Source organism: Pseudomonas sp. Ps21-P2, from assembly GCF_039672565.1.
Lineage (GTDB): Bacteria > Pseudomonadota > Gammaproteobacteria > Pseudomonadales > Pseudomonadaceae > Aquipseudomonas.
Window position 1 is genome coordinate 148,253 of sequence record NZ_JBDFPL010000002.1, and the last position, 15,607, is coordinate 163,859.

The 15,607-nt window shown below is 59.9% G+C and carries 12 protein-coding genes and 4 tRNA genes; 6 read left to right on the forward strand and 10 right to left on the reverse strand.

From position 1 onward, the window contains the following. Nucleotides 1-122: 122 nt before the first annotated feature. Nucleotides 123-1,022: a LysR family transcriptional regulator gene (locus ABEH28_RS04550; protein WP_346629256.1), complete on the forward strand. Its 900-nt coding sequence runs from the start codon at nucleotides 123-125 to the stop codon at nucleotides 1,020-1,022. Between the two features lie 247 nt (nucleotides 1,023-1,269). Here ABEH28_RS04550 and ABEH28_RS04555 read toward each other — a convergent pair whose 3' ends face one another. From ABEH28_RS04555 to ABEH28_RS04570, 4 genes are all read right to left on the reverse strand, one after another. Beyond that, nucleotides 1,270-2,223: a 2-hydroxyacid dehydrogenase gene (locus ABEH28_RS04555; protein WP_346629257.1), complete on the reverse strand. Its 954-nt coding sequence runs from the start codon at nucleotides 2,221-2,223 to the stop codon at nucleotides 1,270-1,272. A gap of 31 nt (nucleotides 2,224-2,254) precedes the next feature. After that, nucleotides 2,255-3,019, reverse strand: a complete 765-nt coding sequence (locus tag ABEH28_RS04560) for an SDR family oxidoreductase (RefSeq protein WP_346629258.1) — start codon at nucleotides 3,017-3,019, stop codon at nucleotides 2,255-2,257. Between the two features lie 51 nt (nucleotides 3,020-3,070). Then, nucleotides 3,071-3,772, reverse strand: a complete 702-nt coding sequence (locus ABEH28_RS04565; RefSeq protein WP_346629259.1) for a fumarylacetoacetate hydrolase family protein — start codon at nucleotides 3,770-3,772, stop codon at nucleotides 3,071-3,073. A 193-nt stretch (nucleotides 3,773-3,965) separates the two neighbouring features. Next, nucleotides 3,966-5,282, reverse strand: coding sequence for an MFS transporter (locus ABEH28_RS04570; RefSeq protein WP_244655970.1), 1,317 nt, complete (start codon nucleotides 5,280-5,282; stop codon nucleotides 3,966-3,968). Nucleotides 5,283-5,630: 348 nt separating this feature from the next. Here ABEH28_RS04570 and ABEH28_RS04575 point away from each other — a divergent pair, with 348 nt between their 5' ends. The 4 genes from ABEH28_RS04575 to ABEH28_RS04590 all read left to right on the forward strand — a co-directional run bounded on the left by ABEH28_RS04575 (nucleotide 5,631) and on the right by ABEH28_RS04590 (nucleotide 9,368). After that, on the forward strand, nucleotides 5,631-6,533 hold the full coding sequence (locus ABEH28_RS04575) for an AraC family transcriptional regulator (RefSeq protein WP_346629260.1): 903 nt from the start codon (nucleotides 5,631-5,633) through the stop codon (nucleotides 6,531-6,533). A 116-nt stretch (nucleotides 6,534-6,649) separates the two neighbouring features. After that, nucleotides 6,650-7,279 (forward strand): DUF1780 domain-containing protein, encoded by a 630-nt coding sequence (locus ABEH28_RS04580; protein WP_074888345.1) that lies wholly within the window; start codon nucleotides 6,650-6,652, stop codon nucleotides 7,277-7,279. After that, nucleotides 7,276-7,815, forward strand: a complete 540-nt coding sequence (locus tag ABEH28_RS04585) for an MOSC domain-containing protein (protein WP_346629261.1) — start codon at nucleotides 7,276-7,278, stop codon at nucleotides 7,813-7,815. The genes ABEH28_RS04580 and ABEH28_RS04585 overlap by 4 nt, the downstream gene beginning before the upstream one ends. A 254-nt stretch (nucleotides 7,816-8,069) precedes the next feature. After that, a complete protein-coding gene (locus ABEH28_RS04590; protein WP_192173374.1) occupies nucleotides 8,070-9,368 on the forward strand; it encodes an NAD(P)/FAD-dependent oxidoreductase in 1,299 nt (432 codons plus the stop codon). A 98-nt stretch (nucleotides 9,369-9,466) separates the two neighbouring features. On the opposite strand, the gene ABEH28_RS04595 is transcribed toward ABEH28_RS04590, so the two are convergent. Further along, on the reverse strand, nucleotides 9,467-10,867 hold the full coding sequence (locus ABEH28_RS04595; RefSeq protein WP_192173375.1) for a diguanylate cyclase: 1,401 nt from the start codon (nucleotides 10,865-10,867) through the stop codon (nucleotides 9,467-9,469). 212 nt (nucleotides 10,868-11,079) lie between these two features. On the opposite strand from ABEH28_RS04595, the gene pstS reads away from it, so the two are divergent. After that, the gene (gene pstS / locus ABEH28_RS04600) at nucleotides 11,080-12,114 is read left to right on the forward strand and encodes a phosphate ABC transporter substrate-binding protein PstS (protein WP_192173376.1); all 1,035 of its coding nucleotides are present in this window, start codon (nucleotides 11,080-11,082) and stop codon (nucleotides 12,112-12,114) included. A 102-nt stretch (nucleotides 12,115-12,216) separates the two neighbouring features. On the opposite strand, the gene ABEH28_RS04605 is transcribed toward pstS, so the two are convergent. The 5 genes from ABEH28_RS04605 to clpB all read right to left on the reverse strand — a co-directional run bounded on the left by ABEH28_RS04605 (nucleotide 12,217) and on the right by clpB (nucleotide 15,558). Then, nucleotides 12,217-12,293, reverse strand: a tRNA-Pro gene (locus tag ABEH28_RS04605). 94 nt (nucleotides 12,294-12,387) lie between these two features. Next, a tRNA-Lys gene (locus ABEH28_RS04610) sits at nucleotides 12,388-12,463 on the reverse strand. A 6-nt stretch (nucleotides 12,464-12,469) separates the two neighbouring features. Continuing rightward, nucleotides 12,470-12,546, reverse strand: a tRNA-Pro gene (locus ABEH28_RS04615). Nucleotides 12,547-12,566: 20 nt separating this feature from the next. Then, nucleotides 12,567-12,642: transfer RNA gene (locus tag ABEH28_RS04620), tRNA-Asn, on the reverse strand. Between the two features lie 351 nt (nucleotides 12,643-12,993). After that, a complete protein-coding gene (gene clpB / locus ABEH28_RS04625; protein ID WP_282367068.1) occupies nucleotides 12,994-15,558 on the reverse strand; it encodes an ATP-dependent chaperone ClpB in 2,565 nt (854 codons plus the stop codon). Nucleotides 15,559-15,607 lie beyond the last annotated feature (49 nt).

The window sequence follows — 15,607 nt, forward strand, 5'->3', positions numbered from 1 at the left end:
TTATGAGTTAGCCGCTGCGCTCGTTGCGCTTGTTGGCTGGCTTGGGAGTGAATTTACGGACTGGCTGCTTAAGGAACAATCCCATAGAATCGGGACTCATTGTTTCTAATTCAGGGACGGTCATGGGTCGCATCGAATGCATGCGCGCTTTCGTCGCCACCGTCGGCGCTAACGGCTTTGCCGCAGCGGCCCGTGCGCTGGATGTGCCGCGCTCGAAAGTCAGCAAGCAGATTCAGGCGCTGGAAGAGGCCATCGGCGTTCAGCTGTTGCAGCGCACCACGCGCAGCCTGCATCTGACGGAAGCAGGCGCCGAGTACTACGACGCGTGTCGTGATGTCATCGCATCCTTGGACGAAGCCGAGCAACGGGCGCGCACAGGGATGGGTGAGATACGCGGCGTGTTGCGGGTCAACGCGCCGATGTCGTTTGGACTGAGTCGTCTGGGGCCACTGATTCCGCGCTTCAATGAGTTGCATCCGAACGTCGAGCTGCAAGTGGTGTTGAGCGATCAGCAGGTGGATCCGGTCAAGGGCGGTTTCGACGTGACCATTCGTATTGCCAGCCTGCCAGATTCGTCGATGATCGCGCGCTCACTGGCCCCGGCGCCGAGGATCATGGTGGCCTCGCCCGAATACCTGGCGCGCGAAGGCACGCCGCAAACGCCGAAGGATCTGGCACACCACAAGTGCCTGAGCTACGGCTATCTGCAGAGCGGCGTGAGCTTGCAGTTATGCAACGGCAAGGAAACCCAGCGGGTGACGGTGAGCGGGCCATTGCACGCCAATAACGGTGACATCCTGGCGCAGGCGGCCGTGGCGGGGATGGGCATTGCGCTGCTGCCCAACTTTATCGTCGAGCGCGCGGTGGCGGATGGGCGGCTGGTGCCCGTGCTGTGCGATTGGGAAGCACCGGCGATTACGGTCAACGCGGTGTATCCCTCGTCCCGGCGGGTGCCGATGAAGACTCGGGCGTTTATTGATTTTCTGGTGGCTGAGCTGTCGGTTGAGTCGGGGGCGTTTTGACACTACCCCTTCGGGAGCTCGCTGGCGAACAAGCGGGTACAACCGCTGATTTTTCAGCGGCTGGAAAGCCATCTTCGTGAGCAAGCTCACTCCCACAAGTCCGTGATCTAACCCAGGATTCTTGGGTATGACGCACATCATGTGGGAGCGAGCTTGCTCGCGAAGAGGCAGGAACATCTGCTGCATCTATGGCAGCTGGAATACCGGCTTCGCGAGGGACGCGCTTCAGCTTAGTCAATCACGTCCTTCAAACCACACTCCCCACCGGCACTTTCCCCGCCAGGCCATCCGCCAGACTCGCCAGCACCATCTCGCCCATTCGCGTGCGGGTCTGGACAGTGGCGCTGGCGCGATGGGGTTGCAGGACGACGGTTTCCAGAGCGAACAACGCATCCGGCACATGGGGCTCGTCAGCGAACACATCCAGTCCCGCGCCAGCAATTGATCCCGCTTCCAGCGCTGCAACAAGGTCCGGCTCATTGACCAGGCTGCCCCGCGCCACGTTGATCAAAAACCCCTGCGCGCCCAGCGTTTCCAGCACTTTGGCGTTGATAATGCCTTTGGCTTTGTCCGCGGCTGCAGCAACGATCAGCGCGTCACTTTGCGCGGCCAGTTCGACCAGATCGCCGACGAAGGTATAAGGCACGTCGCCCATGGCGTTGAGGTCGGTGTAGCTGATCGGGCAGCCGAACGCAGCAGCGCGTGTAGCGACGGCCCGCCCTACCCGGCCCATGCCGACGATGCCGATGCGCATGCCGCTGAATTGACGCGCCAGTGGCAGCGGCACCAGCGGCGTCGCGGTCTTGGCCCATGCGCCGGCGCGCACATAACGGTCGCCTGTGCACAGCCCGCGACAGGCCGAAATCAGCAAGCCGATGGCGAGGTCGGCAACGTCCTCGGTCAGCGCGCCGATGGTGGCCGAGACACGAATGCCACGGTCCCGCGCGTAGGCCAGATCAATCGCGTCGGTGCCGACGCCGTTGACCGCGATGACTTCCACGTTCGGCAACTGCTCCATCACTTCGCGGGTGATGCCGGTGTGACCGCCAGTCACCACGCCGCGGATGTTGGCGCCGTGCTCGCGCAGATAAGCAACCTTGTCGGCCTGTTGGAAGTACGGGCGAACGGTGTAAAGCTCGTTCAGCCGCGCGTTGATGTCAGGGATCAGGATCGGGCTCAGCTGGAGGATTTCAGGTCTCATCGGTATCTCGCTCATCTCGAATTCGGACGGTTCAACCACGGCCCACGAAGGGCATGTTGGTGGCCATGACGGTCATGTTCAACACGTTGGCCGAGAGCGGCAGCGCGGCGATGTAACGCACGGCATCGGCGATGTGTTTGACGTCGATCATCGGCTCGATGGCGGTCGAACCATTGGCCTGACGCACGCCTTTGGTCATGCGTACCGACAGCTCGGTCAGCGCGTTGCCGATGTCGATCTGGCTGCAAGCGATGTTGAATTCGCGACCGTCCAGGGCCAGGCTTTTGGTCAGGCCCAGTACCGCGTGCTTGCTGGCGGTGTACGGCCCGGTGAACGGGCGTGGCACATGGGCGGAGATCGAACCGTTGTTAATGATCCGGCCTCCTTGGGGCGACTGTTTGCGCATGAGGCCAAACGCGCCTCGGCTGCACAGGAAAACACCGGTCACGTTGGTGTCGATCACGCTCAGCCACTTCTCGATGGGCAGCTCGTCCATCGGCACGGCGGGGGCGTTGACGCCGGCGTTGTTGAACACCAGATCGAGGCGGCCATACACCTCCTCGATCGTCGCCAACAGATGATCGACACTGGCCGGATCACGCACATCGCACGACACCGCCAACGCTTCACCGCCCTGCTCGCGCGCTTGCGCCACCAATTCTTCGAGAGGTTCCAGACGACGCCCGGTCACCACCACCTTAAAGCCATCTTCAAGCAGGCCTAACGCGACGGAGCGGCCGATGCCACTGCCAGCGCCGGTAACCAGGGCAATTTTCGAAACGGATTGATCAGTCATTATTGTTCTCCTTGTTGCTCATCAAAAAGGCTGCGGTTCTGGATGGATCGCTCAGCGGCGCTCACCCACTCTCACTTCAAATTCGCCGACGCCGTCGATGCCGCCGTTGATCACGTCGCCCGGTTGGAGCGCAGCAACGCCGGGCGGCGTGCCGGTCATGATCAGGTCGCCGGCGCGTAACGTGACGGAATGGGAAAGCTGGCTGATGACTTCGCTCACCGACCAGATCTGGCCCTCAAGGTCGGAACGCTGACGCTCGACGCCGTTGACCCTCAGCCAGATGGCGCCTTGTCGCCCGTGACCGTCGCGGTCTGCCGGGCGAATGGGCGTGATCGGCGCGGAACCGTCGAACGCCTTTGCCGGCTCCCACGGATTGCCCACCGCCTTGGCCGCCATTTGTAGATCGCGGCGGGTCAAATCAAGGCCTGCGGCGTATCCCCACACGTGATCCAGCGCGTCTTCGGCGTCGATCTCATAGCCGTCCTTGCCGATGGCGACGACCAGTTCGATCTCGTGGCAAAACTGTTCGGTCTGGGTCGGAAACGCGATCTCGCCCACCGCGTCCACAACCGATGTCGCCGGCTTCATAAAGAACGCCGGGACCTCGCGCTCGGCACTGGCTGCTTGATCCTGTGGGCCGCCCCACTGGTAATTACGGCCCAGGCAAAACACCCGGCCAATGGGGAATCGCCCGTCACTGTCATGCACCGGCAGACTGCTGACTCGGGGCGGTTCGAATACAAAGTTGTTCATGGAATTCCTTATCACCGAAAGACGCTCAACCCAGCCAGATGCATTTCAGCCTACGGGATCAAACGGCGGGAAAGTTGGATAAAACCGTGTTTGCGCTGGACTAAAAAACTCAATATCGACGGCATTAAAAAAGGCGTATTTGCATACGCCTCTGCCCAGTACGGCATAAGTTCACACACACATTCTTGAGCGGTTACCGAGCCTTGAGCTCAATGCGATAAATGCGGCCGAGCAACAGTGAATACGACAGGGTGCCGATACACGCCACCCCGCCGATGAACCAGAACGCCCAGGCGAAGTTGCCGGTGACGTGCAGGATTTGCCCGATGACAATGGGCGTGACGATGCCGCCGATATTGGCCGCCAGGCTGGTGATGCCCCCGGTCAGACCGATCAGCTCTTTGGGTGCGATCTCCGACACGGCCGCCCAAGAGGATGACGCGATGCCCTGTGCGAAAAAGGCGATTGTGAGGAGTGCGATGCAGACTTCATTGGAGTCGGTGAAGTTGACCAGCATGATCGACATGCCCAGCGCCGAACCCACCACCAGTGGCAGCTTGCGAGAGAAGGACAGCGAATAGCCGCGACGGATCATCCAGTCGGCGATGAACCCGGCCAGCAGTACGCCGACCGTGGCGCCAATGAACGGCAGCACTGCGAAGATGCCGACCTTGACCATGGTCAAATGCCGCTCTTCAATCAGATAGGTCGGGAACCACGTCAGGAAAAAGTACAGCGCCGAGGTGCTGGCGAACTTGCCCAGGCAGATGGCCCAGACTTGGCGATATTTCAGCAGCTCGGCGATTTGCGCCCACTTGAATTTGTTTCGCTCCTGACTGCTTTTGACCAGGCCGCCGCCGTCTTCAATGTAAGCCAGCTCTTCCTTGCTGACCTTCTTGCAGTTCATCGGATCGCGGTACAAGTACAGCCAGGCAATCCCGAAAACGATGCCAATAATGCCAGTGCTGTAAAAGACGTGACGCCAGTCATAGGTCGTCGCGAGCCACAGCAGTAAACCGGTGAACAGCGCCGTGCCCAGATACTGCCCGCACACATAGATGCTGCTGGCCATGCCCCGCTCCCGCGCCGGGAACCAGACCGTGACCGCGCGGCTGTTGGCCGGGAACGCCGGGGCCTCCATCGCGCCGATCGCCAGGCGCAAGCCGAACAATGAAGCGAAACCGCCAACCATGCCTTGGCACACCGTGACCGCCGACCATGAGATCAGTGAGGCACCGTAGGTGAAGCGCGAGCCGAATCGGTCGGCGATGAAGCCGGCGGGCACCAGAGCGAAGGCGTAGGTCCAGGCGAAAGCGGAGAAGATCAGGCCCATCTCGACCTTGTCCAGACCGAGGTCTTTGGCCATGAAAGGTGCAGCGATGGAGATGTTGACGCGGTCGACGTAGTTGATGATCGTGGCGATCAGCAACAGCGACAGCATGAACCAGCGACGGTGGGTCATAGGTCGGGCGGGAGCGGCAGTGACTGGTGCGGCCACGACAGCATCCATCGCCTGAATATCAGGGTTGCTCGACATGAGAATTCCTCATTGTTTTTATTGGTATCGAGTGATGACGTGCGCCCCCAAGTTATCGTACGACCGGTTTTAAACAAGACGATGCTTAGAACGTTTTTGGATTTCAACAAGCGTCCGTAATGAATTGTCCAAAAAACAGCGCGCGTGCTAAAACAGCAATCAGCAACTAAAAGGGGGCGAAAATGCCTGCGCTAGAGCGGTCTGTATAAGGAGACCAGTCAGACCATTCTTGGACAAATCGACTCGCCACCACGCTGATGAAATTTTTTGATTTGGTCATACGACGACCGACAATAAGAAATAAACGACGAGGAGCACTCGATGGATTCCGTCAATCGCGTACCCACCTACGGCATGCAGCAGCGCAGTGAGCGGCCGGACTTTTACATCCGCGGCAAAACCGAGGGCAAACCGGAGACCGCGCCCCATCGGCACGAATATTTTCAGATTCAGATCAACCTCGGCGGCGACACCGTGCAGCACATTGGCGGCGTGGTCCGGCCCTTCCCTCGCAACACGCTGGCGTTCATCCTCCCGCACAAATTGCATCTGATCCCGCATCCGCCGGAAGGCAATTTTCTGCTGATCAACTTTGCCCAGACCTTCCTGCTGCCCCAGTTGCAATGCGACCCGCTGGACCTCGAAGACGTGGCCATCGCCCTCGCCCCGGAGCTGTCGCCGTTCCGTTTTCAGGAGCATCTGGATTTCACGCTGGACGCGGCCGACTTCGCCGAGATCGAGCATTTGCTGGGCCGCATGCGCGAGCTGGATGCGAACCGGCAGTTCGGCACGCGGGAGGTGCTCAAAGGGTGCCTGCTGCAACTGATCGGCACGGTCTGCCAGCTTTACGCCGAGCCGATCAAGCGGCTGGCCGATGACAACGCCGCCGAGCGCAGCCGCCGCGATGCATTGGCGCGGATGTCGGAGTACGTACGCAAGAACCTGGACGACCCGGACCTGAGCCTGAAAAAAGCCGCTTCAGCCGCGTTTCTGTCGCCCAACTACCTGACCCACTGGCTGCGCAAGGAAGTCGGCAAGACCTTCAGCGAACTGGTGCTGGAGCGGCGCATGCACCTGGCGCGCACGCTGCTGCTCAACGGCAGCAAACCGGTGGGGGAAGTGGCGCGGTTGTGTGGGTTTGCCGACGAGGCCTACTTCTCGCGGCGCTTCCGCCACGCCCACGGCATGCCGCCGGGGCAGTTCAGGAAACAGCGGGATTTGTAGCCTGCCAGACCCCGCTCATGCGCCGGGCAGCTTCTTAAATGGATCAGCGCCTCCCCGGCCAACTTTATCTCGGCCCCAGTGTTTCTTCTCCCCTCCAGAGCGTTAAGCTTGGCGGCATGGATGACTCCGATTATCTGCGTCTTTTGACGAGCCAGGCCGAGCAAGCCAATGCGTTTCTGTCCAATGCGCGCAAATGGGAGCGCGAGCGTTGGGTGTGCGAACGGTTGCTGCAGGGCCTGAACATTCCCCATCGCACCGACGACTTCCTGCCTGCCGGGCAAGAGCCGCCGGACGTGCTGTTTCGCGATGCGTGTTTTGAAGTGTTCTTCGTTCTGGACGAAGGCCGTCGGTTGAACGATGAATGGCGCGAAGAACTGCAACGTCGACGCAGTGCATTTTCCCTCAGCCAACTGGTGCGCCGGGAAGCCAAACCCAAACGCATCCCCGCCGCCGAATTGCTGCGGCGCCTGGCGCCAACCCTGCGCAAAAAAGCTCACAACTACAAAGAACGCGGGCTGGATCTGGGCGAACTCGACATCATCGCCTTCGCCAGCCTCAAGCGCGAGGTGCTCGACCTGAACAGCCACTTTCCGCCGCCTACCGAATATCTGCGCCAGGGCTGGCGATCACTCTCGCTGGTCGGGCCGACCTTCGCCCGGGTATTGTTCGCCCATCCGGATGCCCCGGATTTCCTGCGGACCAATTTGGGCCGCAGCGTGGTTTTTGATGTGGGAATCAGTTTATGAGTCCGTTGCAGGAATTGATCGCCGATGTACCCCAGCGTGGACGCGTGCGCTGGATCGGCGTGCGCCCGGAATCCCGTGGCGAGATGGTTGAGCTGGACGCCGTGGAAGCCCGTCGCGAAGCAGGCCTGACGGGTGATCACGCACGCCCTGGCCCGCGCAACGCCCGACAGGTGACGCTGATCCAGTGGGAGCATTTCGCCGTGGTCAGCTCGCTGATGGGCCGGGCCGAGGACAACCCGGTGTTGCCCCAGGATCTACGACGAAACATCGTGATCAGCGGCATCAACCTGTTCAGCCTGAAAAACCGACGTTTCCGCATCGGTCAGGCGATCTTCGAAACCACTGGCTGGTGCCAACCCTGCGCGCGCCTTGAGCAACGTCTCGGCCACGGCATCTTCCAGGCCGTTCGCGGCCATGGCGGAATCACCGCGCGGGTGATACAAAGCGGCATCGTGCGTCTGGGTGATGTTTTGTGTATCGAGCCAATCGAACCGAGCGTCCAGGACTTTAACGCAGCCAACAGCGCCGTTTCCTGATCCGGGTCAATAGTGATAAAGAGCCTCAAATGATCAGCCGCCTGAAACCTGCCGACACCGCGCGTGTCGAAGCGTACGTTCGAGCCCCCCGCCCAAGTCGAGCGCCGGCCTTTTTGGCGTTGGCGGCTCCTTGTGGTGGTGCTTGGACCGGGCCCTTTTTGAGCCATTTACAGAGCAATCTGACGCTATGAGCTGCCTTGCGCTCGCGCGGATTGCGCTGACACAGAATTCCTTAAACCTTATGAGATATCCCCATGACCCATCGTATTGTGATTGTCGGCGGAGGCGCTGGCGGTCTGGAGCTGGCTACCCGTCTGGGTAAAACCCTGGGCAAGAAAGGCACCGCCAGCGTCACGCTGGTCGACGCCAACCTGACCCACATCTGGAAACCGCTGCTGCACGAGGTGGCCGCCGGGTCGCTCAACTCCTATGAGGACGAGCTGAACTACGTGGCGCAAGCCAAGTGGAACCACTTTCAGTTCCAGATGGGTCGCATGACCGGTCTGGATCGGGAGAACAAGCAGATCCACCTGGCCGAAACCCTCGACGAAAACGGCAATGAGCTGGTCCCGGCGCGCAGCCTGGATTACGACTCACTGGTGATTTCCGTGGGCAGTACGACCAATGATTTCGGCACCAAAGGCGCGGCAGAACACTGCCTGTTCCTTGACACCCGCAAGCAGGCCGAGCGCTTCCATCAGCAATTGCTCAATCGCTATCTGCGTGCCCACGCCAGCCAGAATGATGCGGCCGAAGAGATCAACGTCGCCATCGTCGGTGCCGGGGCCACGGGTGTCGAGCTGGCTGCGGAACTGCACAACGCGGCCCACGAACTGGCGGCCTACGGGCTGGGCCAGATCAAGCCGGAAAATCTGCGTATCACGGTGATCGAGGCCGGCCCGCGCGTCTTGCCGGCATTGCCGGAACGCATTGGCGGACCGGTGCACAAGACGCTGGAAAAACTGGGCGTCACGGTGCTGACCAATTCGGCGGTCAGCGAGGTGACGGCTGACAGCCTGGTGACTGCGACCGGTCAGGTGATTCCTGCAACGCTGAAGGTCTGGGCGGCGGGCATCCGCGCTCCGGCATTTCTGGAAGGCATCGCCGGCCTTGAGACCAATCGCATCAACCAGCTGCAAGTGCGTCCGACGCTGCAGACCTCCCGCGACGACAATATCTTCGCTTTTGGTGACTGCGCGGCCTGCCCGCAAAAAGGCACTGACCGCAATGTCCCGCCCCGTGCGCAAGCGGCGCATCAACAGGCATCGTTGCTGGTGAAGTCGCTGAAGCTGCGCATCGAGGGCGGCACGCTGCCCGAGTATCGCTACAAGGACTATGGCTCGCTGATTTCGCTGTCGAAGTTCTCGGCAGTCGGCAATCTGATGGGCAACCTGACCGGTAGCGTCATGCTTGAAGGCTGGCTGGCACGCATGTTCTACGTTTCGCTGTACCGCATGCACCAGATGGCGCTTTACGGCATGTTCCGCACGCTGATGCTCATGCTGGGCAGCCGAATCGGTCGCGGCACCGAGCCACGGATGAAGCTGCACTAAGGCTGAGTCCTGCAGGTCCGCCGCGCCAATGCGGCGGGCCTCATTCCCCCCCATTCCACACGCCCGGCTTACCGGGCGGGCGCGAGAGTGCGCGCCCGTTACGGCATCACCCGCCCTTTGCCCAAATGCTTAGCCTTGTACATCCAGCGGTCGGCCTCGCGCATGAGTTCGTCCGGGGCTTTGCCGGAGCCGGGTTCGTACATGGAAAAGCCGATGCTGGCGTTGCTGCAAATGACATCGCCTTTGATCGTGAGGGGCTGTGCAATCGCGACGAGGAGTTTCTGACCCACTTCGCGCGCTTCTTCCACGCCCGGCGTGATGCCTTCGAGAATCACGATAAATTCGTCACCGGCCAGCCGCACCAGGCTGTCGGTCCTGCGGATGCAGCTCTGCAAACGTGTGGCGATAGCGCGCAGCAGATCATCACCGGCATCGTGCCCGTAACTGTCGTTGATGACTTTGAATCCATCCAGGTCAATGAACATCAGCGCCATTTGCAATCTGGAGCGATCCGCCCGCGCCTGAGCGATCGGCAACAGCGAGTCCAGCGCGCGGCGATTGTGCAGACCGGTCAGGGAGTCATGTCGGGCCTCCTGCTCTAGCTCCTTGCGCGCCTGAATGTTCTGGATGATCGAAATGAAATATTCCAGCTCTCCTGCTTCGGACAGCTTTTTCGTGACGCTCAGATTGACCCAAACCGCTCTGCCGTCTTTGCGCAGGTAACGCTTCTCCATCTGGTAGCTGTTGATTTCACCGACGCTCAGCTGATGCAGCATCTCAAGATCACTGCCCAGATCGTCGGGGTGGGTGATGTCCTGAAACGTCAGGTGCTTGAGCTCATCGGGCGCGTAGCCAAGGACATCGCACAGCGCGGCGTTGACGCTGATCCAGCCACCGTCCGGCGCGACCAGCGCAATGCCTACCGACGCCAGCTCGAACATCGAGCGATAGCCCGCCTCACTGGCCTGAAACAAGGCCTCGGAGCGATTCTTCTGAATCCGCGTCAGCATCAGGTTTTCCCGCAGCTGCATTTCCCGGCTGACGATCTCGGCCAGGTCGTGGAGGATGGACAGCTCGTCTGGGGTGAGGATTCTGGGCTGCGCGTCAATGGCGCAAAGCGTGCCCACGGCAAAGCCCTGGCTGGTGCGTATGGGTACGCCAGCATAAAAACGGATATGGGGATCGCCTGTGACCAGTTGGTTGTCGCAGAAACGCGCGTCTTCGACCGCATCGGGCACCACAAGCTCGGTGGCCTCAAGGATGGCGTGCGTACAGAACGCGAGCTCCCGCGGCAACTCTGTCGCTTCAAGCCCTACTCGGGACTTGAACCACTGACGGTCCTGATCCACCAGCGATATCAGAGCGATCGGCACGTTCAGCACTTGCGCCACCAGACGAGTGATCCGGTCTAGGGCGACCTCGGGGGGAGTGTCGAGAACTTCGAGAAGATGCAGCGCTTCAAGTCGCTGTTGCTCGAATGGAGGAGTTGGCGACTTCATATAACGGCCGATCCTGAAAAGACTGCCTGAAGTCTATACCGGGCCTCATGAATCCGCACCCGGAGCGACGTGTAAATAACGGGCTTGGCCGCCGCGATTGATCAACCTGCCGATGAAGAAAATCTGTCACGTCTTGTCATAAAAACGTGCTGTTTGCTGTGATCCCATCAACGCATCTCACCCCGATGTCGCTTGATTACAGGAAGTCATCCATGTTGCAGCTCTCACGACTGATGCTGGCCGCAGGCCTCGGCATCGCGCTCAATCTATCCATGGCCGCCACGGCAGGCGCAGCGTCCGAGGTCACCGGCGCCGGCTCCACGTTCATTTATCCGGTGCTGTACAAATGGGCGACCGACTACAACCAGAAGACTCAGATCAAGGTCAATTATCAGTACATCGGCTCTGGCGCGGGCATTGCCCTGATAAAGGAAGGCGCCGTGGATTTCGGCGCGACTGACCGCCCGATGAACTCGGCAGACCTCCAAACTTTCGGCCTGCAGCAGTTCCCTTCTGTGATCGGCGGCATTGTTCCTGTCATCAACGTCGCCTCGGTCAAACCGGGGACCCTGAAATTCACAGGCCCGGTGCTTGCCGACATCTACCTGGGCAAAATCAGCAAATGGAATGACCCTGCCCTCGCCGCCCTGAACCCGGGCGTGAAATTGCCTGACGCGAAAATCAGCGTGGTGTATCGCTCGGATGATTCCGGCACCACGTTCAACTGGGTCAGTTACCTGGCGAAGGTCAGCCCGCAATGGAAGAACCAGCTTGGCGCAGGCGCGTCGGTGAAGTGGCCGGTGGGCATGGGCAGCAAAGGCAGCGAAGGCGTGGCGACGTACGTGAAGCAGGTGCCAAACTCGATCGGCTACGTCGAGTACGCCTACGTCAAACAGCAGAAGTTGAATTATGGGCTGCTGCAGAATGCTGCCGGCACGTTCGTGACGCCGAGCACCGAAAGCTTTCAGGCGGCAGCGGCCACAGCAGACTGGAAAAACGCGAAGGATTTCGACCTGTCGATGCTCGACGCGCCGGGGGAAAACGCTTATCCGATTACCGCCGCGACGTTCATCGTGATGTACAAGCAGCCCAAGGACGTTGATCGTCAGAAGACCGTTCAGGATTTTTTTCGCTGGACGCTGGAGAGCGGGCAGGAACACGCACGCTCGCTCGACTTCGCACCGATCCCCGATGACCTGAAAAATCAGATCGAAGCTTATTGGGCTAACCCGCCCAAGGCTCAGTAAATGCCAGAAACGAAAAAAGCGTCCCGAAGGACGCTTTTTTGTGGCTTCAGCGCGGGTGGCGCTTCAGCGGTATTTTCTGCCCGGATACAGCTGGGGCGAAAATGGTCGGGGTAAGGGGATTCGAACTCCTGACATCCTGCTCCCAAAGCAGGCGCGCTACCGGACTGCGCTATACCCCGTTGAAACATTGAAAACACCCTAAGGTATTTTCAGAGCGGGTGACGCGAATGGCGTCACTCCCTAAGATCCAACCCGATGAAGCCAGGTCAAAAATGGTGGGTCGTGTGGGATTCGAACCTACGACCAATTGGTTAAAAGCCAACTGCTCTACCAACTGAGCTAACGACCCAAATAATGGTCGGGGTAAGGGGATTCGAACTCCTGACATCCTGCTCCCAAAGCAGGCGCGCTACCGGACTGCGCTATACCCCGACGGTACTACCTCTTGAAATTGGCTCCGTGACCAGGACTCGAACCTGGGACCCAATGATTAACAGTCATTTGCTCTACCGACTGAGCTATCACGGAACGATCTTTTCAAATCTATCAATTTCAGATGCAGCGTTTGACGCGCTTCAACACAACAAATTCAGTAAATCTTCACCAAACGAATCTTGCATTTACTTCACTGAACCTACCGCATTTTCAGCCTCTTCGACCTGTTTGCATCGCTGCGTTCACGTCTCTGAGGCGCGCTATTCTACATTTCCAGAAACACCTGTCAACCCTCTAAATTGCTTTCAAGACAATGATTTGCGATTTTTTTGTGGATCGTCCTCAAGCCCCCGAAAATCCTGCGGTTCAGTGAATAAATCACGGCGCATAAAAAAGGGCTCCCACCAGGGGAGCCCTTCTGCGCCCTCTATATAGAGGCGCGGATCAGCCGAAGACGATCTCGTCGTCCTGCACCGTGCCTCTGATGCTGGTGCCGGGCATGAAGCCACCCGACAGGATCAACTGAGCCAGCGGGTTTTCGATCCAGCGCTGGATCGCTCGTTTGAGCGGACGCGCGCCGTACACAGGGTCGTAGCCGACGGCGATCAGCTTGTCCATCGCCTCGGTGGACAGTTCCAGGCGCAGATCGCGCTCCGCCAGACGCTGACGCAGACGGCCCAACTGGATCTCGGTGATGCCGGCGATCTGGTCGCGAGCCAGCGGTTCGAAGATCACCACTTCGTCGACCCGGTTGATGAACTCCGGACGGAAGTGCGTGGTGAGCGCATCCATGACCGCTGCGCGCTGCCCTTCCCGATCGCCCACCAGCTCCTGAATGCGAGCCGAGCCCAGGTTGGAGGTCATGACGATCACGGTATTACGGAAATCCACCGTACGCCCGTGACTGTCGGTCAAACGCCCGTCTTCGAGCACTTGCAGCAGGACGTTGAAGACGTCCGGGTGCGCTTTCTCGACTTCGTCCAGCAGGATGACCGAGTAAGGCTTGCGGCGTACCGCTTCGGTCAGATAGCCACCCTCTTCGTAACCGACATAGCCAGGGGGCGCGCCGATCAGACGAGCCACGGAATGCTTCTCCATGAACTCGGACATATCGATCCGCACCATCGCCTCTTCGGTGTCGAACAGGAACTCCGCCAGCGCCTTGCACAGTTCGGTCTTACCCACGCCGGTTGGGCCGAGGAACATAAACGAGCCGCTCGGGCGGTTAGGGTCCGACAGCCCGGCACGCGACCGGCGCACAGCGTTGGCCACCGCGACGACCGCTTCGTTCTGCCCGATCACGCGCTGGTGCAGCAGCTCTTCCATTTTCAGCAGCTTGTCACGCTCGCCTTCGAGCATCTTCGACACCGGAATGCCCGTCCACTTGGACACGACTTCGGCAATCTCTTCCTCGGTCACCTTGCTGCGCAGCAGCTGGTTCTCCGGCTTGCCGTGCTGGTCGACCATCTGCAGGCTGCGCTCCAGATCGGGAATCACGCCGTACTGCAATTCAGCCATGCGGTTGAGGTCACCCTTACGCCGCGCCGCTTCCAGTTCTTGGCGAGACTGCTCGATCTTCTGCTGAATCTGCGCAGAGCCGGTGACTTCCGCTTTTTCGGAGGTCCAGATTTCTTCGAGGTCGGCATATTCCCGCTCAAGGCGCTGAATCTCTTCCTGGAGTTTTTCCAGGCGCTTGATCGCGGCCTCGTCGTCTTCCTTCTTCAGCGCCTGCGCCTCTACCTTCAACTGAATCAGGCGACGCTCAAGACGGTCGAGCACTTCCGGCTTGGAGTCGATCTCCATACGAATGCGGCTGGCCGCTTCGTCGATCAGGTCGATGGCTTTGTCCGGCAGCTGCCGATCGGTGATGTAGCGATGGCTGAGTTTGGCCGCCGCAATGATTGCGCCGTCGGTGATCGCCACCTTGTGGTGAACCTCATAGCGCTCTTTCAAGCCGCGCAGGATGGCGATGGTGTCTTCTTCACTCGGTTCATCCACCAGCACTTTCTGGAAGCGACGTTCGAGAGCGGCGTCCTTCTCTATATATTGGCGGTACTCATTGAGCGTCGTGGCGCCCACGCAATGCAGCTCGCCACGGGCCAGCGCCGGCTTGAGCATGTTGCCGGCGTCCATCGATCCTTCGGCCTTGCCGGCACCGACCATGGTGTGCAGTTCGTCGATGAACAGAATGATCTGCCCTTCCTGCTTCGACAGTTCATTGAGCAGGCCTTTCAGGCGCTCTTCAAACTCGCCACGGAACTTGGCGCCCGCGATCAGCGCGCCCATGTCCAGGGACAGCAGACGCTTGCCACGCAAGCCGTCCGGCACTTCGCCGTTGATGATGCGCTGGGCAAGGCCTTCGGCGATGGCGGTTTTACCCACGCCAGGCTCACCGATCAATACCGGGTTGTTCTTGGTCCGGCGTTGCAGCACCTGGATGGTCCGACGGATCTCATCGTCTCGGCCAATCACCGGGTCAAGCTTGCCTTCCTCGGCGCGCTTGGTCAGGTCGACGGTGTACTTGTCCAGCGCCTGACGGGATTCTTCCGCGTTCGGGTCGTTGACAGCATCGCCGCCACGCAGGTTGCTGATGGCGTTTTCCAGGGCTTTCTTGCTGACACCCTGGCCGAGCAGCAGCTTGCCGAGTTTGCTGTTCTCGTCCATCGCGGCGAGCAACACCAGCTCGCTGGAGATGAACTGATCGCCTTTTTGCTGAGCCAGACGATCGGCCTGATTCAACAGGCGCGCCAGATCCTGCGACATGTTCACGTCGCCAGTCGGGTTCTGGATCTTCGGCAGTTGATCGAGCTCTTTGGTCAGCGCGGTGCGCAGGCTATTGATGTCGAAGCCCACTTGCAGCAACAAAGGCTTGATCGAACCGCCCTGCTGTTCAAGCAGCGCTTGCATCAAGTGCGCAGGCTCGATGGCCGGATGGTCCAGGCCCACCGCCAGTGATTGAGAATCTGAAAGAGCGAGTTGTAATTTGCTGGTTAAACGGTCAATACGCATGGGTCACCTTCCTAAATGGGCAGGCCGGAGTAATGAACACACCTAATAA